The organism is Salmonella sp. K21076 (assembly GCF_039650795.1).
In the GTDB taxonomy this organism is placed as follows: Bacteria; Pseudomonadota; Gammaproteobacteria; order Enterobacterales; family Enterobacteriaceae; genus Salmonella; species Salmonella enterica.
On the sequence record NZ_JBCLYA010000042.1, the window covers coordinates 33,263 to 56,476 of the forward strand.

Here is a 23,214-nt window from a genome sequence, read left to right on the forward strand (position 1 = left end):
ACGCTGACGAACTCTTACGGTTCAGACATTTACGCATTCCGCTTTCGCTTATATACTCGGGACTTTGCTAACAGCAACCAGACGGATTACATGTATCAACCTGTCGCTTTATTCATCGGCCTGCGTTACATGCGCGGGCGTGCAGCAGATCGCTTCGGTCGCTTCGTTTCCTGGCTTTCCACTATCGGCATTACCCTGGGGGTGATGGCGCTGGTCACGGTATTGTCGGTGATGAACGGTTTTGAGCGCGAACTGCAAAATAACATTCTTGGTTTGATGCCTCAGGCCATCCTCTCTGCTGAACATGGTTCTCTTAACCCGAATCAGATGCCGGAAAAAGCGGTGAATCTGCAAGGCGTTAACCGTATTGCGCCGCTGACGACGGGCGATGTCGTACTGCAAAGCGCGCGTAGCGTTGCGGTTGGCGTGATGTTGGGTATCGATCCGGCGCAAAAAGATCCGTTAACGCCGTATCTGGTCAATGTGAAGCAAAGCGAATTACAGCCGGGTAAGTATAATGTCATCCTCGGCGAGCAGCTCGCCGGACAGTTAGGGGTCAACCGCGGCGATCAGATTCGGCTAATGGTGCCATCTGCCAGCCAGTTTACGCCAATGGGACGCCTGCCCAGCCAGCGTCTGTTTACGGTGATTGGCACATTTGCCGCCAATAGCGAGGTCGATGGCTATGAAATGCTGGTCAATATTCAGGACGCGTCGCGTTTAATGCGCTATCCGGCAGGCAATATTACCGGCTGGCGTCTGTGGCTGGATGAACCGCTGCAAGTCGATACTCTCAGCCAACAGACGCTGCCGCAAGGCACGAAGTGGCAGGACTGGCGCGAACGTAAAGGCGAGTTGTTCCAGGCTGTGCGCATGGAAAAGAACATGATGGGATTGTTGCTGAGCCTCATCGTGGCGGTCGCGGCTTTTAACATTATTACTTCGTTGGGTCTGATGGTCATGGAGAAGCAGGGCGAAGTGGCGATTTTACAAACTCAAGGGCTGACGCCGCGACAAATTATGATGGTCTTTATGGTGCAGGGCGCCAGCGCCGGGATTATCGGCGCGCTGTTGGGCGCCGCGCTGGGCGCATTGCTTGCCAGCCAACTGAATAACCTGATGCCGATCATCGGCGCGTTTCTGGATGGCGCTGCGTTGCCCGTGGCGATAGAGCCGTTACAGGTGATCGTTATCGCGCTGGTGGCAATGGCCATCGCGCTGCTTTCTACGCTTTATCCTTCCTGGCGCGCTGCCGCCACTCAACCCGCTGAGGCTTTACGTTATGAATAAGATCCTGTTGCAATGCGACAACCTGTGCAAACGCTATCAGGAAGGCACCGTACAAACCGACGTGTTGCACGATGTCAGCTTCAGTATCGGCGAAGGCGAAATGATGGCGATCGTCGGCAGTTCCGGTTCGGGTAAAAGTACGTTGCTGCATCTGTTAGGCGGGCTGGATACGCCTACCTCTGGCGATGTGATTTTTAGCGGCCAGCCGATGAGCAAACTCTCTTCTGCGGCAAAAGCGGAATTACGTAACCAGAAACTGGGGTTTATCTATCAGTTTCATCATCTCCTGCCGGATTTTACGGCGCTGGAAAACGTGGCGATGCCATTATTGATTGGCAAAAAGAAACCGGCGGAGATTGACGCTCGGGCGCGAGAAATGTTGCATGCTGTAGGGCTGGAGCATCGCGCAACCCATCGACCTTCGGAACTTTCCGGCGGTGAGCGCCAGCGTGTCGCGATAGCGCGCGCGTTGGTGAATAACCCGCGTCTGGTACTGGCGGATGAGCCGACCGGTAATCTGGATGCGCGTAATGCCGACAGTATTTTTGAGCTTCTGGGCGAGTTAAATCGTCTGCAGGGAACCGCGTTTCTGGTGGTGACTCACGATTTGCAACTGGCGAAACGTATGAGCCGCCAGCTTGAGATGCGCGATGGCCGCCTGACAGCGGAACTGAGCCTGATGGGGGCTGAGTAATGGCGTCGCCTTTATCATTGTTAATTGGCTTGCGTTTCAGCCGTGGACGGCGGCGCGGCGGTATGGTTTCGCTCATTTCCGTCATTTCTACCATCGGTATCGCGCTGGGCGTGGCGGTGTTGATTGTCGGTTTAAGCGCGATGAACGGTTTCGAACGCGAGTTGAATAACCGTATTCTGGCGGTGGTTCCACACGGGGAGATTGAAGCGGTCAATCAGCCGTGGACCAACTGGCGTGAAGCGCTGGCAAAAGTGCAGAAGGTGCCGGGCATTGCCGCCGCCGCGCCGTATATCAATTTTACCGGCCTGGTAGAGAGCGGGGCGAATTTGCGCGCCATTCAGGTTAAAGGCGTCGATCCTAAGCAAGAGCAGCAGCTTAGCGCGTTACCGTCATTTGTGCAAAATCACGCCTGGGATCATTTCAAAGCGGGCGAGCAGCAGATCATTATCGGTAAAGGCGTCGCCGATGCGCTGAACGTGAAACAGGGCGACTGGGTGTCCATCATGATCCCCAATGCGAATGCCGACCATAAGCTGCTCCAGCCCAAACGCGTGCGTTTGCATGTCATCGGGATTCTGCAACTGAGCGGCCAGCTCGATCACAGCTTCGCCATGATCCCGCTTGAGGATGCGCAGCAGTATCTGGATATGGGGTCCAGCGTTTCCGGTATCGCGCTTAAAGTCCACGACGTGTTTAATGCGAACAAACTGGTGCGTGATGCGGGTGAAGTGACTAACAGCTATGTCTACATTAAGAGCTGGATCGGCACCTACGGCTATATGTATCGCGATATCCAGATGATTCGCGCCATTATGTATCTGGCGATGATTCTGGTGATCGGCGTGGCCTGTTTTAATATCGTTTCCACCTTAGTGATGGCGGTAAAAGACAAAAGCGGCGACATTGCGGTATTAAGAACGCTGGGGGCGAAAGATGGTTTGATTCGTGCCATTTTCGTCTGGTACGGACTACTGGCGGGCTTGCTGGGCAGCTTGATTGGCGTGGCGATCGGCGTTGTCGTTTCGCTTCAGCTTACCGCCATTATTAATGGGATTGAAAAGGAGATCGGGCATCAGTTTTTGTCCGGCGATATCTATTTTATCGACTTCCTGCCATCCGAATTACATTGGCTGGACGTTGTTTACGTACTGGTCACGGCGTTGTTGTTAAGCTTACTGGCGAGCTGGTATCCGGCGCGGCGGGCGAGCAACATTGACCCTGCGCGAGTATTGAGCGGCCAGTAATCGCGGAATATAAAAACAAGGAGCGGCGATGTATTACGGGTTTGACATTGGCGGAACAAAGATTGCGTTAGGCGTATTTGACTCAACGCGGCGGCTGCAGTGGGAAAAACGGGTTCCCACGCCCCATACCAGCTATAGCGCCTTTTTAGACGCCGTGTGCGAACTGGTCGCGGAAGCCGACCAGCGATTTGGCGTAAAAGGGTCGGTAGGGATTGGCATACCCGGTATGCCGGAAACTGAAGACGGCACGCTGTACGCCGCGAATGTCCCGGCAGCCAGCGGTAAGCCGTTGCGCGCCGATCTCAGCGCCCGACTGGATCGCGATGTGCGTCTGGACAATGACGCTAACTGTTTTGCCTTGTCCGAAGCCTGGGATGATGAATTCACGCAATATCCTTTGGTTATGGGGCTTATCCTCGGCACCGGCGGCGGCGGCCTGGTGCTAAACGGGAAGCCGATTACCGGTCAGAGCTATATCACCGGCGAGTTTGGCCATATGCGTTTGCCGGTTGACGCGCTAACGTTGATGGGGTTTGATTTTCCTCTCCGCCGTTGTGGATGCGGCCAGATGGGCTGCATTGAGAATTATCTGTCCGGGCGCGGGTTTGCGTGGCTATATCAACATTATTATGATCAATCGCTGCAGGCGCCGGAGATTATCGCGTTGTGGGAGCAGGGTGATGAGCAGGCGCACGCGCATGTTGAGCGCTATCTGGATTTACTGGCGGTTTGTCTGGGGAATATACTGACGATTGTCGATCCCGATTTATTGGTGATCGGCGGCGGACTATCGAACTTTACGGCAATAACAACGCAACTGGCGGAAAGACTGCCGCGCCATCTCCTCCCTGTTGCCCGCGCGCCGCGCATTGAGCGTGCGCGGCATGGGGATGCAGGTGGGATGCGCGGTGCTGCTTTTTTACATCTTACCGACTAATCAAAAAAAGAGGTTGTTATGCAGTCGCGTCGGTTTCATCGATTAAGCCGCTTTCGTAAAAATAAACGTCTGTTGCGTGAACGTCTGCGCCAGCGGATCTTTTTCAGAGACAGAGTGGTGCCGGAAATGATGGAAAACCCAAGAGTATTAGTCCTTACAGGTGCAGGAATTTCTGCAGAGTCTGGTATTCGTACGTTTCGCGCGGCGGATGGCCTTTGGGAAGAGCATCGGGTTGAAGACGTGGCAACGCCGGAAGGATTCGCCCGTAATCCGGGGCTGGTGCAGACATTTTATAATGCCCGCCGTCAGCAGCTTCAACAGCCGGAAATACAACCCAATGCGGCGCATCTGGCGTTAGCGAAGCTTGAAGAAGCGCTTGGCGATCGCTTTTTGCTGGTGACGCAAAACATCGACAATTTGCATGAACGCGCGGGCAACCGCAACATCATTCATATGCATGGCGAGCTGTTGAAGGTGCGCTGTTCGCAAAGCGGCCAGATTCTGGAATGGAACGGCGATGTGATGCCGGAAGATAAATGTCACTGCTGCCAGTTCCCGGCGCCGCTACGTCCGCACGTGGTGTGGTTTGGCGAGATGCCGCTTGGCATGGATGAAATTTATATGGCGCTGTCGATGGCGGATATTTTTATCGCCATTGGCACATCCGGTCATGTCTATCCGGCTGCGGGTTTTGTGCATGAAGCAAAACTGCACGGCGCACATACGGTGGAACTGAATCTTGAGCCAAGCCAGGTCGGCAGCGAGTTTGAAGAGAAGCACTACGGCCCGGCAAGCCAGGTTGTGCCGGAATTTGTTGATAAATTCCTGAAAGGGCTGTAGTGCCGTTTGCCCGGTAACGCCTTATCCGGCCTACATTTCACGTTACGTTCATCTGTAGGCCCGACAGGCGCTTTGGCTGAATTAGCGTCCTGCTTTTAGCTTCTGATAATACTCTTCATAAATGGCGCTGGCGTCGCCGACATCGTTTTGCCACTCGCCTTTGCTGATGGTTTGCGCATCCGGATAGAGCGACTTATCATTGGCGACCTCCGGGCTTAACAGCTTACGCGCCGCCAGGTTGGGGGTAGGGTAGCCGATGGTTTCTGCCACCTCTTTCGCGACGTCAGGACGCAGCAGGAAGTTGATTAGCTTCAGCGCGCCCTCTTTATTTTTCGCGTTTGCCGGAATAGCCAGGCTATCCATCCAGAAAATACCGCCTTCTTTCGGCCAGACGACCTCCAGCGGCGTGCCAGCCTGACGAGCAACGAAGGCCGAACCGTTCCACACCATCCCCAGATTGACTTCCCCTTCCATATACGGATTCGCCGGATTATCGGAGTTGAAGGCCGCTACGTTCGGCATCAGTTTTTTCAACTCTTCATATGCCGCTTCGATCTCTTTAGGATCGGTAGTGTTACCGGAATAACCTAGCTTGCGCAGCGCCATCTGGAAGACTTCTCGCGCATCGTCGGTTAAAAGCAGGCTGTTTTTATATTCCGGTTTCCACAAATCAGCCCAGCTGGTAATGGTTTTTGGATCGATAGCATCGCTGTTCACGCCAATCGCCGTTGCGCCCCAGATATACGGAACAGAATAATCGTTGTTGGGGTCAAACGGTTTGTTGAGCATTTCCGGATCGAGGTTGTGGAAATTGGTTAATTTCGACTTATCGATCTTCTGGATCATGCCTTCTTTGCGCATTTTGTCGACATAGTATGTAGAAGGAACAACCAGGTCATACGCGCCATCTTTATAGGTTTTGAGTTTGGCATACATGGTTTCGTTCGACTCGTAGGTCGAATAAATCACCTTAATGCCTGTCTCTTTAGTGAACTGTTCCAGCAGGCCCGGCGGTACATACTCAGTCCAGTTATAGAAATAGAGCGTGTCGTTGTCGGAGGCATGAGCGGCACTCATACCCAGCGCCAGGGCGCCTGCCGCGAGCAGGTGGCGTGACCATTTTTTCATTTAACGTCCCCTGAATTACGGGCCTTATCGGCCCTTGGTTTTATCACGAGCAATAAGCTGGCTGGCAATGACCATTACCAGAGACAGCACCAATAAAACGGTCGCCAGCGCGTTCACTTCTGGTGAAACGCCGACTTTTACCATGGAATAAATCTTTAAGGGTAAAATTTCATAGCCCGGCCCGGTGACAAACGACGAGACTACTACATCGTCCATCGACAACGTAAAGCTCAGCAACCAGCCCGCCGCCACCGCCGGCATCGCCAGCGGCAGAATGATTTTGCGTAAAATCGTTACCTCACTGGCCCCCAGGTCTTTTGCGGCTTCCAGCATTCTGACATCAAAGCCTTTCAGGCGCGAATAGACCGTGACGACCACAAACGGCAGGCTAAAGGTGATGTGCGAGAACAGCAACGACCAAAAGCCCAGTTGAATGCCGAGTAACATAAACAGCACCAGCAGGGAGATCGCCATCACGATATCCGGCGACATCATTACTACAAACAGCATCCCGCTGACGAATGGCTTCCCGCGAAAGCGGTAGCGATAAAGCGCTACCGCGGTTAACGAGCCAATCAACGTGGCGAAGGTCGCTGAGAAAATCGCCATCGTCAGTGAATGTTGAGCGGCCTGTAACAGACTGTCGTTATTGACCAGTAGTTCGTACCATTTAGTGGTAAAGCCCTGCCAGTTAATGCCGAACCGCGAACTGTTGAAGGAGTTCACGATCAGAATAATGATGGGAATATACAGATACGCATAGATGGCAGTCATGAAACCGCCACGGAGCAGCCGACCGATCATTCAAGTTCCACCTTCTTATTCAGAGGATGGGGTGCTTTTAGAGTATTGAAAATGATCAATTTTTTCTCTTCTCCAAAATCTCTCCAAAACGTCTCGCGGTTATCAGCAGCCAGGAAGAAGCAAGCTGCCGCTTGAAGCCGCGAATTTTACAACAAATTGCCAGACGAGCGGGAAAAAAAGGCCATTTAAATGACTATTCTCATCCGATCCGGTCATATGCGGCATTATTGCGCCAGGCAAGAGGTTACTCTGTAGGCAAACATGAAGTACGTGAGTAAACCCTGAACGTGACGTCTGAGAAAGCGTCGTCTGATTTTATAAAAAACAACATAAATAGCCGCTTTGTTGTTCTGAGCGAACGTGTAGCGTGGTTAACTGTTCTTCCGCCATTTTTTGTATAGACTGGGGGGCTATTCTAAAAATGGCGTGAAAAACCTGATCAGAGATGGCTTCGACTATCTCAGCTAACATGCTTAGGCTGGCGCTGGGATCCGTTACAAGGAACGCCTGAAACGTCTTATCCGCCAGTAAAACCTCTTCTACCATTTTTTCAATAGGTATGTGGGTATGTGGTGGTGGTATTTCAAGCTGTTTTAAGCCACACATCGTCATTGTTTCTAAAAATGCGTTTTGCTGAGTACTTTCGGATATATTCGCATGCTGTAAAATGCGCGTTGTCTTTTCAATCCCAGACTGAATTTTCGCTGCCAGGTAGGTTGCCTTTTCTTGCGTTTTCCACTCATCTAAATTTCCTTTTCTCCATTCAGAATATAAATACCCCTCTATGTTGTCTAATGGAACCGATAATGTCGGCGCGCCAGCAGGGTTGAGACATAATGTCGAAGGGAGGGGGTAATCTACGATTTCGCTATATCTTCTATTAATCATGGCCGTCATTTGTGGATGCGGTTTTAAAATATCGGGGCGATCTTTTATTAAAAAATAAGCATTCCCCATGACTTCACAGCTAAAGGTATCGGTATTTTGAGTGATACGTAACAATTCGTTTTCTTCGTTTTGATCCATGATGCGAAGAATAATCGTGTCATCATTTTCATGAGGATTATGAACCTGAAATCTATCTCTTTGCGATGCGCAGGCTAACTCTTTTAACTCAAAAAAAATCTCTGTAAATCGCTCTCGTGTGGGGGTGCGATCGGCAAACAACATCTCATGTAGACAACGGTCCGCTTTTGCTTTGCCAGTAGAAAAAAAGAAGTCTTTAATTTTTTCCCATAAAACTTTCCACCATGCTTCTTTCGTATTCCTTGGGGAGTTGGTAAGGATTTCACTTTTTAAAAAACCATTCCCTATAGTAATCGGCATATTAATCTCACTTATACTGGAGTAAAAATGACTACATAATTGATTAAATCAACTCTTTTTATCTCAACTGCGGGCGCATCGGATGTAATATAATTTTTAAAAGAGACTGGCAATCAGTATAAAACCTGAGAGCTTCGCGTATAAACGCATTACTGTCTGCGATAGCGTCGCTACAGGTAAAAATAAAAGAAGGCCTACCGCGGATGATGTTGTAGATTTGCAATACTGGCGGCAACTTCTTTCATGCGTTTTTTATGCCGGAGGCATGAAGTTTACCCTTGAATAAACTTCATGCCTGGATGCGTGTGGATTTGTTAGCGTTGCGCAATTAATCGCTTATATCACTCACCTTCTTATTCAATAAGCGGGAAGCCCGCCAGTAAATCAACAGCATGAGTCCCATCACAATGGTCAGCGTAATGCTGGTAGCCGCGCCAAACGGCCAGTCGCGAATATTCAGGAACTGTACCTTAATGACGTTACCAATCAGCAGGTTTTTCGCGCCACCCATTAAATCGGAGACGTAGAACAGGCCCATTGCCGGTAGCATCACGAGCAGGCAACCGGCGACAATGCCCGGCATGGTTAATGGAATAATGATGCGGATGAACGTTTGCATTTTACTGGCACCGAGATCGCGAGCGGCCTCCAGTAGCGGTTTGTCGAGCTTCTCAATGCTGGAGTAGAGCGGCATGACCATAAACGGCAGCAAAATGTAAACCAGGCCGATAATAACGGCGCTCGGGGTGAACATGATGCGAATCGGCGTATCAATCACGCCCAGCCACAGCAGGAATTCATTGAGATAACCTTTAGTGCTCAGGAATATTTTTAGCCCATAGATGCGGATCAGTGAGTTGGTCCAGAAAGGAACAATCAGCAAAAACAGCAATAACGGACGTATCTTTTCCGGTAACTTCGCCAGAAACCAGGCGAAAGGATAGCCCAGCACCAGGCAGGAGAGGGTGGCGATCAGCGCCATATTCAGAGAGTGCAGGAGCACTTCAAAATAGAGCGGATCGAGCAGGCGTGCGTAGTTATCCAGCGTAAAGACCATCTTGACGAAACTGGCGTCGTCACGGGTCAGAAAGCTGGTGCCAATGATCATCAGGTTGGGCAGAAAAACAAACAACACAAGCCAACCGACGATAGTGACAATCACTACATTCTGGAATTTACTTGTGTTCTTCATCAGCCAGTACGACCTCCCAGCTTTCTACCCAACTAATGGCCATTTTTTGGTCAAGTGAATGGTCGAAGTCAGGATCGTCTTCGTTGAAGAATTCGCTGACCATCACCATTTTGCCATTTTCCAGTTCAACCACCGACTCCAGCGTCATACCTTTGTAATTGCGCTCGCGCACGTAGCCGATAAGCCCTTCGATGTGGTTATCATCGTTGATCTCTTCGACGCGTAGATCTTCCGGTCGCAGCAGGACGTTCAGTTTTTGGCCCAGTTCGACAGCGAAATTGACGTATATATTGCACTCCCGACCTTCTACGCTGGCGCGGACGCGCTGTTCATCAAGCCGTTCAATGACGGTTGCGTCAAAGCGGTTAATTTCGCCGATAAAACCGGCGACAAACAGGTTTTTTGGCTCTTCATAGATTTCACGCGGCGTGCCGTCTTGCTCAATCACGCCATTACGCATTACCACGATACGATCGGACATGGTGAGCGCTTCTTCCTGATCGTGAGTGACAAAAACAAACGTGATACCGAGTTTACGCTGTAATGCTTTAAGCTCGTTCTGCATTTGTTTGCGCAATTTATAGTCCAGCGCGGAGAGCGATTCGTCCAGTAATAACAGGCGAGGTTTATTCACCACCGCGCGAGCGATAGCCACACGCTGCTGCTGTCCGCCGGAAAGCTGGTGCGGTTTACGTTGTGCAAACTCTTCAAGCTGCACCATACGCAGCGCATCGGTCACGCGAGGCGCTATCTCGGCGGCTGGTGTTTTTTGCATTCGTAAGCCAAACGCGACATTTTCAAACACCGTCATATGCGGAAATAAAGCGTAGCTTTGAAATACGGTATTTACATAACGATTTTCGGCGGGAACGTGGGTGATATCCTGGTTATCCAACATGATATGCCCGGCATCAACGGTTTCCAGGCCGGCAATCAGGCGAAGAACGGTTGTTTTACCGCAGCCGGAAGGGCCAAGCAGCGTGAGGAATTCGCCATTGTTAATGGTCAAATCCAGCTGTGAAATGACCTCTTTGCCATCGAAACTTTTGCTAATTCCCGACAAAAGCACCAGCGGTGAAAGCGAACGCGGTTGTTTATTCAATTTCTTACTCTGTCCCATGTAAACGCAACGGATGGCTGACCGCTGCGGGGTTTGTGGTTAACCACCTTAATCACTCTTAATGAGGGCGGTCATTCTACGGCAAACCACCGTGATCGCCAATCCTTGTTGCGAATTACTGACTTAGCTTTATAGTCAGAAAGCGTGTCAAAGTGAAATATTCTTGTTTGCAGGGATAAAAGTGACCTGACGCAATATTTGTCTTTTCTTGCTTATTAATAATGTTGTCACGAAAAGTGAGGGTGACTGCATGGATAAACTACTTGAGCGTTTTTTACACTACGTATCGCTGGATACCCAATCAAAGTCGGGTGTTCGGCAGGTTCCCAGCACTGAGGGGCAGTGGAAGTTACTACGTTTGCTCAAACAGCAGCTCGAAGAGATGGGGCTGGTTAACATTACATTAAGTGAAAAAGGGACGTTGATGGCGACGCTCCCGGCCAATGTTGAGGGGGATATTCCCGCCATTGGTTTTATCTCCCATGTGGATACCTCTCCGGATTTCAGCGGTAAAAACGTTAACCCGCAGATTGTCGAGAATTATCGCGGCGGCGATATAGCATTAGGGATTGGCGATGAGGTGTTGTCACCCGTGATGTTCCCGGTACTGCATCAATTACTGGGACAGACGCTGATTACTACCGATGGTAAGACATTGCTGGGCGCGGACGATAAAGCCGGTGTTGCGGAGATCATGACCGCGCTGGCGGTGCTGAAAGGTAATCCTATTCCCCACGGCGAAATTAAAGTGGCGTTTACGCCTGACGAAGAGGTAGGGAAAGGCGCGAAGCACTTCGATGTTGAGGAATTTGGCGCGCAGTGGGCCTATACGGTCGACGGCGGCGGCGTGGGAGAACTGGAGTTTGAAAACTTCAATGCCGCCTCGGTGAATATCAAAATCGTCGGCAATAACGTGCATCCTGGTACGGCGAAAGGCGTGATGGTCAATGCGCTGTCGTTGGCGGCGAGGATTCACGCGGAAGTGCCGGCGGATGAAGCGCCTGAAACCACTGAAGGTTACGAAGGGTTTTATCATCTGGCCAGCATGAAAGGCACCGTTGACCGGGCCGAAATGCACTACATCATTCGCGATTTCGACCGTAAGCAGTTTGAAGCGCGTAAACGCAAAATGATGGAGATTGCCAAAAAAGTCGGCAAGGGGCTGCATCCGGACTGCTATATCGAACTGGTGATTGAAGACAGTTATTACAATATGCGCGAAAAAGTGGTTGAGCATCCGCATATTCTCGATATCGCCCAGCAGGCCATGCGCGACTGTCATATTACGCCGGAGATGAAACCAATTCGCGGCGGTACAGACGGGGCGCAACTGTCGTTTATGGGCCTGCCGTGTCCTAATCTCTTTACCGGCGGATATAACTATCATGGTAAACATGAGTTTGTGACGCTGGAGGGGATGGAAAAAGCGGTACAGGTGATTGTACGTATCGCGGAGCTGACGGGTAAGCGCGGCCAGTAGCGAATGTTACACATTGTGGTGAAGCGTTTTATTATTTATGGCGGGATATTTTCCGCCATAAATTTTTCTGCCTGGAGCGCCGAATATACGCCTTCCTGGTCCCAGCGCCAGCAACAATCTGCAGCATGTTTTATGACCGGCGATGAAACCTGCATGACGTTTATTGATGATGCGGTGAGGCTGGCCTCGCGGCAATATGGCAAACGCTCAATACAGCTTGTTCGTAGCCTGCTATTACAAAGCGATATTTATCAATGGCTGGGTAAACCGGAGTTAACGCCGCAAATGCTGCTGCGAGCGCGGGCAATCATGAAAACATTTCCGGCGGGCACTTATCCGGGCGATCGGGCCGATATGTTTGAACACCTGGCGGCCTTTTATGTTTACGGTGACGATCGCCATATAGAGTATTCACCGACAGAGCAGTGGCGATACGAGATCAAGGTTGATTACCGTCAGCGGATAGCCTGGCAAGAGCAGGCATTAACGTGGCGTCTTAAAGACAAAAAGACATCGACGGAAGCGTTGGTTTATACCTTAAACAGGATGCGCGACGCTTATTCTGATGCGCTGGAAGAGCGGGATGTCGAATGTGATAGTGCGCGTAAAGCCTATTATTTGGCGAAGATAGACGCAGCGGAGCGGCAGTGGCTGAGCGTTATTTTACGGGATAAAACCTGGGATAATCGTGAGCGCGTCGCCTCTTTTTTGCAGCAGAAAGCGGATATTGCTTATAATGCAGGGCATATTAGCGAGGCGATTAATGCGCTAAGTCAGGCGCTAAAAATTGAGCAAACGCTTTATGGCACCGAATTCGGCGAAATGACGGTTGACAGCAATAATCTTGCTGGCTTTTATGCACAGGGCCATCATTATAAGGAAGCGAAAGATCTCTACCTTAAACTTATCGCGTATTACCAGAGCCGTTTAACGCCAATGGCGACGGTAATATCACGATTACGCTTTTATTTGCCCGAAAACATCGACCTGGACAGTACCTCCCCCTATCTCCCATTGCTGGAAGAATATAAACGTCGGCAGTCCGACGTATCCATGGTGTTGTATGGTATTTCGCTGCTTTATAAGAATAATCAACAGCTTGAACAAGCAAAAGACTTTGCGGAACGCGCCTTTACGCTTGATGCCGTAGCTTATCCAGCAAAGATGCAGTATGAACGATTACAGCAACTGGCTAATATTGCCGAAGGTCTTGGAGATAACGCGCAGGCGCGGCGCTATCGGCAAATGTCATTTCGCCATCGAATGGCCCACTCGATTTATCCGGGCGATCCGCAATATAACGATTTCGCCAAACCTGGCGGCGATCGTTGTGGATAGTTTGCGTCAGCCCGGCGGTCGCCGGGCATTGCGATGTTCTTATCCTTCGAAAAACCAGTATCCGCTATTCACCAGCGCCGCCAGCATCGCGAGGAAGGAAGGGTCTTCCAGCGCATCGCCGAAGTTTTCAGCGGTCAGTACAATATGACTGGTGAGCGCTTCCAGAGCGGGGCGATGCGGAGAGTCTATTTTTTCGCCATTCGCATAGACTTCATCGCCGATACGCAATACGCGAAGCCCGCCGAGACGTACTAATGCCTCGCCTTGCTTTAAGGCATCGTAAATTTCGTCTGGCTGATACGGCGGCTCCGGCGGCGCAATATCCAGTTCGTGGCGTGACTGAGAGATAAACTCGCCAAGCCACTGTTGGAAATGCGCGGGCTGATTGATCAAATCGAGCATCATATTACGCAGTTTATCCATCTCCTGCGGCAGGATATCCGCCGGATGTTTGCGGGACGGCATATCCGGATCGCTGTAGTATGTGTTGCCCAGATCCCGTTGCAGGACGTAATCGGCAAAACCGCTGATCAGCTCACGGCTATTGGGCGCGCGAAAACCGACTGAATAGTTCATGGCGTTTTCCAGCGCATACCCTTCATGCGGGAATCCAGGCGGAATATACAGAATGTCGCCCGGCTCCAGCTCTTCGTCAATAATGGCCTCGAACGGATCGACTTGTAACAGGTCGGGATGCGGGCAGTGCTGACGCATTTGCAGCTTTTCGCCCACGCGCCAGCGACGGCGACCGGTTCCCTGGATAATAAACACATCATACTGATCCAGATGCGGGCCAACGCCGCCACCGGGAACGGAAAAGGAGATCATCAGATCGTCGATACGCCAGTCCGGCAGAGCGCGGAACGGGCGCATCAGCGCGGCGGTGGGTTCATGCCAGTGGTTTACCGCCTGTACCAGCAGCGACCAGTTGCTCTCACCCAGATGATCGTAGCTTTCGAAAGGGCCATGGCTGACCTGCCATTTGCCATCCTGATGGCTAACGAGACGGCTGTCGATTTCGCTTTCCATCGCCAGCCCCGCCAGCTCATCCGGCGAGAGCGGATCAATAAAGTTGGTAAACCCACGTTTTAAGACCACCGGGCGTTTTTGCCAGTGGCGTTCAAGAAAGTCGGGCCAGTTAAGAGTTAATTGGTATTCCATGTTAAGTATCCGCAGGCTGGTATCTGACACCGATTATAACGGATGCTTAACGAGATGCGTGGAAGAACGCACAGAAATGTTTATTCCTCTTTCTGTGTGGGATGCTGTCGGCCAAAAACGACCTCCATACGGGCGCCACCGAGCAGACTGTCGCTGGCAATGATCTGCCCGGCGTATTGTTCCGTAATCTCGCGCGCGACAGCCAGCCCCACGCCTTGTCCTGGTCGTAGGGTATCGGCGCGCTGACCGCGATCAAACACCAGGGAACGTTTGCTGTGGGGTATGCCTGGGCCGTCATCTTCGACGAAAATATGCAAATGATCGTCGGTCTGGCGAGCCGAAATCTCGACAAACTCCAGACAATATTTACAAGCGTTGTCCAGTACGTTGCCCATTACTTCGACAAAGTCGTTTTGCTCGCCGACAAAACTGATCTCTGGTGAAATATCCATACTGATATTCACCCCTTTACGCTGATAAACTTTATTGAGCGCGGAGATCAGGTTATCTAACAACGGCGCGACGGGATGCAGTTCGCGGCTTAACAACACGCCGCTACCGCGCATACTGGCGCGATGCAGATAATAGCCGATCTGCTGGGAAATCCGACTGATCTGTTCCAGCATCACCGGTTCAGCTTTGCTGACGCTCATCTTTTCGTTGCGTAAAGAGCGTAACGTACTCTGCAAAACCGCGAGCGGCGTTTTTAAACTGTGCGTCAGGTCGGTTAGGGTCGTGCGGTATTTGTTATAACGTTCGCGCTCGCTTTTGAGCAGTTGATTAAGGTTGCGCACAAGGCTGGTCAGCTCACGCGTCGTCTCCGGATTGAGCATTTCGCGGTGATGATCTTCAAGTTCGCGGACTTCCCGCGCCAGCGCCTCGATAGGGCGTAAGCTCCACCAGGCGGCGATCCACAGTAAAGGAATGACTAACAGTAAATTGGCGGCCAGCACGTATACGAACCAGCTCCACACCATATAGGAGCGTTTTAGCTCTATCGGAATGGTATCGACCACCACGATGGTTAACTGCGGCATCCGCGTCGTGGCAGGATAAATATTTACCGCTACCGAGTGGGTCATCTCCGCATCATCGTCATCTTCACGTACTTCTTTGAGTTTTTCCTGCGCGGAATGGTCCTCGCTCAACAGCGTGCTGGTGGCGTCTACGTTGGTTTCAATTTCATGGAAGCCGTTCGTTTTTAACCATTCCGGTTGAATGCTTTTAATCAGCCAGGGGATGTTGCGCTGCGTCCATAATAATTTGCCCGTTTCATCGTAAATCAGCGTCATGGTCGGGCTTTGCATGTCCAGATTTTCAGGCAGCTCAACGCTGATTTTATTATTTTCCCATTTGGCGAGGGTATAAAACAGGTTGCTTTCGCCGCGCAGCAGACGAAACGTGGTTTTATCAAAACTTACGCTATAGCCGACCAGCGCCACTATGCCATATGCCAGAGAAAGCACCAGCACGACGCCGGCTGTCGCCAGCAAAAAACGAACCCGCAGCGACAGCGGCAGAAAATGGCGAGCAAATTTATTCATTAGCGCAATTCAAAAAGATATCCTTGTCCGCGTACGGTGGTAATGACATCGTGCGGATACTGGGCCTGTATTTTTTTCCGCAGACGCCCCATGAGAACATCAATGGTATGACTTTCCCGCAGTTCCGCATCCGGATACAGCTGAAGCATCAGAGAATCTTTGCTGACCACTTTACCGTTGTTACGGATAAGCGTTTCCATAATGGTGTATTCGAACGCCGTGAGTTTGATGACCTCTTCATTGACGGATAATTCCCGGCGTGAGAGATCCACCTGGAAAGGCGAGATGTTGATCACCTGGGAGGCCAGACCGCTATTACGGCGCATTAACGCCTGCATACGCGCCATTACCTCTTCGATGTGGAATGGCTTCGTCACGTAGTCATCGGCCCCGGAGCTGAGAACCTCGACTTTATCCTGCCAGCCTTCGCGCGCGGTTAACACCAGAACCGGCAGTGAAACATCACTGCTGCGCCAGCGGCGTATTAAGGAAAGGCCGTCTTCATCCGGCAGACCTAAATCGACAATAGCGATATCCGGAAGGTGTTCATTAAGGTAGTAATCAGCTTCCCTGGCATCTTCTGCGGCATCGACCTGGTGACCTGAATCCTGGAGCTGAACCTTCAGGTGGTGGCGTAATAATGCATTATCCTCTACAACCAGTACGCGCATCATCTCTTCTCCCTTGTGTTAACAATAAGAACAGTCTAGCGTTGATTATGGTGCTTTGGGGATAAACAGTTAATAAACCAGACAAATAGTCACCCTCTTTCTGAAGAAAAGAGGGTGAGGCACACATTATTTAAGTTCGTCGACCAGATTCACAGCGCGACCGATATAATTTGCCGGCGTCATGGCTTTAAGGCGCGTTTTTTCTGCTTCCGGCAGGGCCAGACTATCAATAAGCTGTTTCATTCCTTCGGCATCGACACGCTTGCCACGGGTCAACTCTTTCAGTTTTTCATATGGTTTTTCAATGCCATAGCGGCGCATGACGGTCTGGATCGGTTCGGCTAATACTTCCCAGTTGTGATCCAGTTCGTCAAGCAGATGATCGCGGTTCACTTCCAGCTTGCTGACGCCCTTCAGGGTCGACTGATAAGCGATAAGCGCATAGCCGATGCCGACACCCAGGTTACGCAGGACGGTTGAGTCGGTCAGATCGCGCTGCCAGCGGGAAACCGGCAGTTTGTTTGCCAGATGGTGCAACACTGCATTAGACAGACCGAGGTTGCCTTCTGAGTTTTCAAAGTCAATGGGGTTAACTTTATGCGGCATGGTAGAAGAACCGATCTCTCCGGCGATGGTTTTCTGTTTGAAATGGTTCAACGCAATATAGCCCCAGACATCGCGATCGAAATCGATCAGGATGGTGTTAAAGCGCGCGATACAGTCAAACAGTTCCGCAATATAATCATGCGGTTCAATCTGGGTGGTGTAAGGGTTCCACTGGATGCCCAGCGAGGTGACGAACTCTTCGCTGAACTGATGCCAGTCAACTTCCGGATAGGCGGCGATATGCGCGTTATAGTTGCCTACGGCGCCGTTAATTTTACCGAGGATCTCCACCTGATTGAGCTGGCGGAACTGACGCTCCATCCGATACGCCACGTTCGCCATCTCTTTACCCAGAGTGGAAGGTGTTGCCGGCTGGCCGTGGGTGCGGGAGAGCAGAGGAATATCGCGATACTGCGTGGCGAGATCTTTAACCGCGTTAATCACCTGACGCCAGTAAGGCAGGATCACTTCATCGCGCGCAGTTTTGAGCATTAACGCGTGCGACAGGTTGTTAATATCCTCAGAGGTGCAGGCAAAGTGGATAAATTCGGAAACGTCATGTAGCGCCGGGATCGCGGCGGCTTTTTCTTTCAGAAAATACTCAACCGCTTTCACATCGTGATTCGTGGTGCGCTCAATGGTTTTAATGCGCGCGGCATCTTCTTCATTGAAGTTTGCCACAAGCGTATCCAGGTAACCGTTTGCGTCGGCAGCAAAAGCAGGAACTTCCTTGATCGCTGCGTGCGCGGCTAATTTCTGCAGCCAACGTACTTCGACTTGTACACGAAATTTCAGCAAACCGTATTCGCTAAAAATTCCGCGCAGCGCGCTGACTTTATCGCCGTAGCGTCCATCGACAGGGGAAACGGCGGTCAGTGAGGATAATTCCATAGATCATAACTCCGGGGTTAAATAAGCAAGAATTTGTTTTGCCTGAGTCGTCAGGCGATGACGAGAAAACATAAGCTGTAGGCGACCACCGCCTACCTGATGCCAGAGCACGGCTGCACGGATGCCTGCCAGTAGCGAGGCGCGGACTTTGGCCTGCACCTGCGGACTTTGCAGAACGGCCGGGGAGCCCGTCACCTGAATGCGCGGGCCCAATGGGCTAATCACATCCACGTAGATGCCCGCCATGGCGCTCATTAACGTGTCTGACTGTAAATCAAAATGGTCAAGCTGGCGCTGCAGGCCGTTAATGCGATCGCCTAACGTATTCAACGCGCCTTTGGCGGATGACAGCTTGCGCTCCAGCACCATCAGGCTAAGCGTATAACGCGTCAGTTCGGCGTTAAGTCCTTGTCGGCTGCTGGCATTCAGCACGCCGAGCAGTGTTTCCAGACCAAGACGCAGGTTAGCTTCGCTGCCGCCGAACACGCCCAGAGTAGAACTGGGATTCATATCAATGACACTGTTGAGTGAAACGTGCAACGCGTCGGCATCACAGTGTCCCTGGTGCGCCAGTTGTTGCACCAGGCGTGCCGACTGGCAAATGCCAGACAGCGCGAGGGTGATGTCATAATAATTCTTTGCCACAATCACTGCTTCCTTGTATCAAATAAAATACACTTCATCTTTTAAGCCGCTTTGAGGTGACTTGAATGGTGTTGTGTATTGAATAATCAGACCGTCAGCGGCAGTCGCTGCTCGATAATGCCGCCGCCCAGGCAGACTTCTCCGCTGTAAAAGACAGCGGACTGGCCCGGCGTAACGGCGGCAACCGGCTCGTCAAAAATGACCTCGATACGATCGTCATCCAGCGCGTTAATCGTGCACGGAATATCGGTCTGGCGGTAGCGGGTTTTTACCGTACAGCGCAGGGTGCCGGTGAACGGTTCGCGATCGACCCAATGTAGCTGCTGGGCGATGAGGCCTACCGACATCAGGCGTGGGTGCTCATGCCCCTGGGCGACAATTAACACATTGTTTTCAACGTCTTTATCCACCACATACCAGGGGTCTTCGCTACCGTCTTTGGTGCCGCCAATTCCCAGCCCTTTACGCTGACCGAGCGTATGATACATCAGACCCTGATGCTCGCCGATTTCATCGCCGTCAACAGTAATGATTTTCCCCGGCTGCGCAGGCAGATAGCGCCCTAAAAAGTCGCGGAATTTGCGCTCGCCGATAAAGCAGATACCGGTAGAATCTTTTTTCTTGGCGGTTACCAGCCCCAAATCTTCGGCGATTTTACGCACCTGCGGTTTTTCCAGCTCGCCAACCGGGAACAGACTTTGCGCAATCTGCTCATGGCCAAGCGTATAGAGGAAGTAGCTCTGATCTTTGTTACCGTCGAGCCCGCGCAACAACCGGCTTTTGCCGTTTACATCCGCGCGGCGAACGTAGTGACCGGTGGCGATATAGTCGGCGCCTAAATCTTCTGCGGCAAATTCAAGGAAGGCTTTAAATTTGATCTCTTTATTGCACAGAATATCCGGATTCGGCGTACGGCCCGCTTTGTACTCTTCAAGGAACAGTTCAAAGACGTTATCCCAATATTCTGCGGCAAAATTAACGGTATGCAGTTCAATGCCAAGCTTGTCGCACACGGCCTGCGCGTCAGCCAGATCGGCTGCCGCGGTGCAGTATTCCTCACCATCGTCCTCTTCCCAGTTCTTCATGAACAGGCCTTCTACCTGATAACCCTGTTGTTGCAACAGCCAGGCGGAAACGGAGGAATCGACACCGCCGGACATGCCGACGATCACTTTTTTTGGGCTTTCTGACATTGGAATACTCGCGACATTGAACTTCAAGGCGGCGTATTCTATCACGCAGCCCTTTACTTGACACCCTCTGTAAACGGCCAGTTAAATTCGCCCACTATAGATAAGGGGTAACGTTGTCCCGTTTGATAACTGCGAATGCTTTCAGCCACCAGCGGAGAACGTAAATTCGGCGCGTTCAGAATCTCGTCGGCGCTCACCCAACGGCAGCAATCGATGTCATTGTCATGGGGGGCGGTCGCGCAAATATGATCAAGCTTGATAGCGAATAAAAAGCGCAGGAACGGGGTTTTATCCGGCGCAATCCACTGATGCATACGGATAAAATACTGTGGTTGCGCCGTGATGCCAGTCTCTTCCCACAGTTCTCGCGCGGCGGCCTGCGCCAGCGTTTCATCTGCCTCCAGGTGTCCGGCAGGTTGATTCCATAACGATTTACCGTTGATGGTCTCTTCCACCACCAGAAATTTATCTTCGGCATGTACGATGCAGGCAACGGTCACGTGCGGCTTGAACATAGGCATCCTTATTAAAGCGGTTTATCAATGTGGTCATAGATCGCGTCAAGCTGTTTCAGACGCTCGTTATAAGCTTTTGTCAGGCAGGTGACGTCGGCCTTGCACTGCTGACGCTGTTTAAGCCAGCTCTGCTGGGCGTCCTGCAGCGCGCCGCGACTGCCCATCGCGAACAACCCTTTCAGAAACTGATATTTGGTGTGCATTTCCACGTCTTTATCATTCAGCGTCAGGTGCGCGCAGATAGCCTTTTCATCCGCAGCCTGCGCTTTCTGGCAGTCGAAGCTGGCCGCATTAACGGATAACGGTGTTAATAAAGCAAAAGCAATGAGAAGCCGTTTCATCTGTCTTTCTCCTGTGCGATCTCGCACCACTGTCCATTATCGAGGCCGTTGAGCGTGTAGTCGCCCATGCTGTAACGAATTAATCGTAGAGTGGGATGACCGACATGCGCTGTCATGCGTCTTACCTGGTGGTTGCGGCCTTCATATAAGGTGACTTTTAGCCAACTGGTGGGAATATTCTTCCGTTCGCGAATCGGCGGGGTGCGCGGCCACAGCCAGTCAGGCTCCGCGACAATCTCAATACCGGCGGGCAGGGTAGGGCCATCGTTGAGCGTGACGCCAGTACGAAGCGCCTGCAGCGCTGCATTATCCGGGATGCCTTCTACCTGAACATAGTAAATCTTGCCGGTGCGTTTGCCCGGTTGCGTGAGGCGCGCCTGCAGCGCGCCGTCATTAGTCAGCACCAAAAGCCCTTCGCTGTCGCGGTCCAGGCGGCCTGCGGCATAAACGCCTTGCACAGGAATAAAATCTTTTAACGTGCGGCGACCTGCTTCATCCGTGAACTGCGGCAACACATCGTAAGGTTTATTGAACAAAACCACGCGTTTTGGCTGGTTTTCTTTCCGTGATTTAGATGCTTGTCGTGAGCTGAATCGCTTAACGTAGTGATTTCTAAAAGAAGTTTTTTGCATGGTGTTTTCAGAACTTATTAATTGCCGCATTATAGCGCAATAATGAGTGTCTTTCATGGCGGCAAACAATAGGGTAGTATTGACATGCTCATTACAAAACATTAACAAAAAATTGCTCTAACGCAGTCGTGCAGCAGGACGCCATTGCACATGCAGCGCGATGACAGACGAGCAAACCAGAAGCGCTCGAAGGAGAGGTGAATGGAAAGCAAAGTAGTTGTTCCGGTGGAAGGTAAGAAGATCACCCTGCAAAACGGCAAACTCAACGTTCCTGAGAATCCGATTATCCCGTTTATTGAAGGCGATGGTATCGGTGTTGATGTCACTCCAGCCATGCTTAAAGTGGTCGATGCCGCCGTCGAGAAAGCCTATAAAGGCGAGCGTAAAATTTCCTGGATGGAAATTTACACCGGAGAAAAATCCACACAGGTTTACGGCCAGGATGTCTGGCTTCCCGCTGAAACCCTTGATTTAATTCGTGACTACCGCGTAGCGATTAAAGGTCCATTGACCACGCCGGTTGGCGGCGGTATCCGCTCTCTGAACGTTGCCCTGCGTCAGGAGCTTGACCTGTACGTTTGTCTGCGTCCCGTTCGTTACTATCAGGGCACGCCAAGTCCGGTGAAACATCCGGAGCTGACCGATATGGTCATCTTCCGTGAAAACTCTGAAGACATCTACGCCGGAATTGAATGGAAAGCTGACTCTGCAGACGCTGAGAAAGTGATCAAGTTCCTGCGCGAAGAGATGGGCGTGAAGAAAATTCGCTTCCCGGAGCACTGCGGTATCGGTATCAAACCGTGTTCTGAAGAAGGCACTAAACGTCTGGTTCGCGCGGCGATTGAATACGCTATTACCAACGATCGCGATTCCGTCACGCTGGTACATAAAGGCAATATCATGAAGTTCACCGAAGGCGCGTTTAAAGACTGGGGCTACCAGTTGGCGCGCGACGAGTTCGGCGGTGAGCTTATTGACGGCGGTCCGTGGCTGAAAATTAAGAACCCGAACACGGGTAAAGAGATCGTGGTTAAAGACGTTATCGCCGATGCGTTCCTGCAACAAATCCTGTTGCGTCCGGCGGAATACGACGTTATCGCCTGTATGAACCTGAACGGTGACTATATTTCCGATGCCCTGGCGGCTCAGGTTGGCGGTATCGGTATTGCACCGGGTGCGAATATCGGCGACGAATGCGCGTTGTTTGAAGCGACTCACGGGACTGCGCCGAAATATGCGGGCCAGGATAAAGTCAACCCAGGCTCCATTATTCTGTCTGCGGAGATGATGCTGCGCCACATGCAGTGGTTCGAAGCGGCGGATCTGATTGTTAAAGGTATGGAAGGCGCGATTGCCGCGAAGACCGTGACCTATGACTTTGAACGCCTGATGGACGGCGCTAAGCTGCTGAAATGTAGTGAGTTTGGCGACGCGATTATCGCAAATATGTAATATCGATAATTGTTAAAAACAAAAACGGGGGCTTAACGTCCCCGTTTTTATTGTCTATGGAAAACCCCCAGCTAGGCTGGGGGTTCCGGAAAGCTTTCAGCTTTAAGCCAGTTATTAAAACCCCTTTTGATTTGTTAAAACATCTTGCGGTCTGGCGACTGCAAAAGTTC

General features: G+C 51.3%; 22 protein-coding genes. 8 read left to right on the plus strand and 14 right to left on the minus strand.

Features of this window, described 5'->3' with window-relative positions:
* Positions 1-90: 90 nt before the first annotated feature.
* The 5 genes from lolC to cobB are packed head-to-tail and all read left to right on the plus strand — an operon-like array spanning position 91 to position 5,005.
* On the plus strand, positions 91-1,290 hold the full coding sequence (gene lolC, locus AAYN39_RS11290; RefSeq protein ID WP_001518787.1) for a lipoprotein-releasing ABC transporter permease subunit LolC: 1,200 nt from the start codon (positions 91-93) through the stop codon (positions 1,288-1,290).
* Positions 1,283-1,984 carry a lipoprotein-releasing ABC transporter ATP-binding protein LolD gene (gene lolD / locus AAYN39_RS11295; protein WP_001033714.1) on the plus strand — a complete coding sequence of 234 codons (702 nt, stop codon included), beginning with the start codon at positions 1,283-1,285 and terminating at the stop codon, positions 1,982-1,984. The genes lolC and lolD overlap by 8 nt, the downstream gene beginning before the upstream one ends.
* The gene (lolE, locus tag AAYN39_RS11300; RefSeq protein WP_000168092.1) at positions 1,984-3,228 is read left to right on the plus strand and encodes a lipoprotein-releasing ABC transporter permease subunit LolE; all 1,245 of its coding nucleotides are present in this window, start codon (positions 1,984-1,986) and stop codon (positions 3,226-3,228) included. Before lolD ends, lolE begins: the two co-directional genes overlap by 1 nt.
* A 28-nt stretch (positions 3,229-3,256) precedes the next feature.
* Positions 3,257-4,165 (plus strand): N-acetylglucosamine kinase, encoded by a 909-nt coding sequence (gene nagK / locus AAYN39_RS11305; protein WP_000291327.1) that lies wholly within the window; start codon positions 3,257-3,259, stop codon positions 4,163-4,165.
* A gap of 18 nt (positions 4,166-4,183) precedes the next feature.
* Entirely contained in the window at positions 4,184-5,005 is an 822-nt protein-coding gene (gene cobB / locus AAYN39_RS11310; RefSeq protein WP_001191856.1) for a Sir2 family NAD+-dependent deacetylase, read from the plus strand.
* An 81-nt stretch (positions 5,006-5,086) separates the two neighbouring features.
* Here the strand turns inward: cobB and potD are convergent, their stop codons facing one another.
* The 5 genes from potD to potA all read right to left on the minus strand — a co-directional run bounded on the left by potD (position 5,087) and on the right by potA (position 10,575).
* The gene (gene potD / locus AAYN39_RS11315) at positions 5,087-6,133 is read right to left on the minus strand and encodes a spermidine/putrescine ABC transporter substrate-binding protein PotD (protein ID WP_000759329.1); all 1,047 of its coding nucleotides are present in this window, start codon (positions 6,131-6,133) and stop codon (positions 5,087-5,089) included.
* A gap of 24 nt (positions 6,134-6,157) precedes the next feature.
* On the minus strand, positions 6,158-6,937 hold the full coding sequence (gene potC, locus AAYN39_RS11320) for a spermidine/putrescine ABC transporter permease PotC (RefSeq protein ID WP_000580299.1): 780 nt from the start codon (positions 6,935-6,937) through the stop codon (positions 6,158-6,160).
* A 315-nt stretch (positions 6,938-7,252) separates the two neighbouring features.
* The gene (gene sifA, locus AAYN39_RS11325; RefSeq protein WP_001682002.1) at positions 7,253-8,263 is read right to left on the minus strand and encodes an SPI-2 type III secretion system effector SifA; all 1,011 of its coding nucleotides are present in this window, start codon (positions 8,261-8,263) and stop codon (positions 7,253-7,255) included.
* Between the two features lie 328 nt (positions 8,264-8,591).
* Complete coding sequence (gene potB / locus AAYN39_RS11330; RefSeq protein WP_000799391.1) at positions 8,592-9,455, minus strand: spermidine/putrescine ABC transporter permease PotB; 864 nt, start codon at positions 9,453-9,455, stop codon at positions 8,592-8,594.
* Positions 9,439-10,575, minus strand: a complete 1,137-nt coding sequence (potA, locus tag AAYN39_RS11335; RefSeq protein WP_000531581.1) for a spermidine/putrescine ABC transporter ATP-binding protein PotA — start codon at positions 10,573-10,575, stop codon at positions 9,439-9,441. The genes potB and potA overlap by 17 nt, the downstream gene beginning before the upstream one ends.
* Before the next feature lie 250 nt (positions 10,576-10,825).
* Here potA and pepT point away from each other — a divergent pair, with 250 nt between their 5' ends.
* Together pepT and AAYN39_RS11345 are read left to right on the plus strand one after the other, a co-directional pair.
* On the plus strand, positions 10,826-12,055 hold the full coding sequence (gene pepT / locus AAYN39_RS11340) for a peptidase T (RefSeq protein ID WP_000359419.1): 1,230 nt from the start codon (positions 10,826-10,828) through the stop codon (positions 12,053-12,055).
* A 3-nt stretch (positions 12,056-12,058) separates the two neighbouring features.
* Entirely contained in the window at positions 12,059-13,393 is a 1,335-nt protein-coding gene (locus AAYN39_RS11345) for a hypothetical protein (RefSeq protein ID WP_000902462.1), read from the plus strand.
* 39 nt (positions 13,394-13,432) lie between these two features.
* Here AAYN39_RS11345 and AAYN39_RS11350 read toward each other — a convergent pair whose 3' ends face one another.
* From AAYN39_RS11350 to rluE, 9 genes are all read right to left on the minus strand, one after another.
* Positions 13,433-14,554: a cupin domain-containing protein gene (locus AAYN39_RS11350; protein ID WP_000456524.1), complete on the minus strand. Its 1,122-nt coding sequence runs from the start codon at positions 14,552-14,554 to the stop codon at positions 13,433-13,435.
* Positions 14,555-14,634: 80 nt separating this feature from the next.
* A complete protein-coding gene (gene phoQ / locus AAYN39_RS11355) occupies positions 14,635-16,098 on the minus strand; it encodes a two-component system sensor histidine kinase PhoQ (RefSeq protein ID WP_001031689.1) in 1,464 nt (487 codons plus the stop codon).
* Positions 16,098-16,769 (minus strand): two-component system response regulator PhoP, encoded by a 672-nt coding sequence (phoP, locus tag AAYN39_RS11360; RefSeq protein ID WP_001766960.1) that lies wholly within the window; start codon positions 16,767-16,769, stop codon positions 16,098-16,100. Before phoP ends, phoQ begins: the two co-directional genes overlap by 1 nt.
* A gap of 126 nt (positions 16,770-16,895) precedes the next feature.
* Positions 16,896-18,266 (minus strand): adenylosuccinate lyase, encoded by a 1,371-nt coding sequence (gene purB, locus AAYN39_RS11365; protein WP_000423756.1) that lies wholly within the window; start codon positions 18,264-18,266, stop codon positions 16,896-16,898.
* A gap of 3 nt (positions 18,267-18,269) precedes the next feature.
* The gene (gene hflD / locus AAYN39_RS11370; RefSeq protein WP_024131182.1) at positions 18,270-18,911 is read right to left on the minus strand and encodes a high frequency lysogenization protein HflD; all 642 of its coding nucleotides are present in this window, start codon (positions 18,909-18,911) and stop codon (positions 18,270-18,272) included.
* An 86-nt stretch (positions 18,912-18,997) separates the two neighbouring features.
* Complete coding sequence (gene mnmA / locus AAYN39_RS11375) at positions 18,998-20,104, minus strand: tRNA 2-thiouridine(34) synthase MnmA (protein WP_000004540.1); 1,107 nt, start codon at positions 20,102-20,104, stop codon at positions 18,998-19,000.
* Between the two features lie 53 nt (positions 20,105-20,157).
* The gene (locus AAYN39_RS11380) at positions 20,158-20,619 is read right to left on the minus strand and encodes an NUDIX hydrolase (RefSeq protein ID WP_000476064.1); all 462 of its coding nucleotides are present in this window, start codon (positions 20,617-20,619) and stop codon (positions 20,158-20,160) included.
* A gap of 11 nt (positions 20,620-20,630) precedes the next feature.
* Complete coding sequence (locus tag AAYN39_RS11385) at positions 20,631-20,960, minus strand: lysozyme inhibitor LprI family protein (protein ID WP_000825956.1); 330 nt, start codon at positions 20,958-20,960, stop codon at positions 20,631-20,633.
* Positions 20,957-21,622, minus strand: a complete 666-nt coding sequence (rluE, locus tag AAYN39_RS11390) for a 23S rRNA pseudouridine(2457) synthase RluE (RefSeq protein ID WP_001249410.1) — start codon at positions 21,620-21,622, stop codon at positions 20,957-20,959. The genes AAYN39_RS11385 and rluE overlap by 4 nt, the downstream gene beginning before the upstream one ends.
* Positions 21,623-21,793: 171 nt before the next feature.
* On the opposite strand from rluE, the gene icd reads away from it, so the two are divergent.
* A complete protein-coding gene (gene icd, locus AAYN39_RS11395) occupies positions 21,794-23,044 on the plus strand; it encodes an NADP-dependent isocitrate dehydrogenase (RefSeq protein WP_000444506.1) in 1,251 nt (416 codons plus the stop codon).
* Positions 23,045-23,214: the final 170 nt, after the last annotated feature.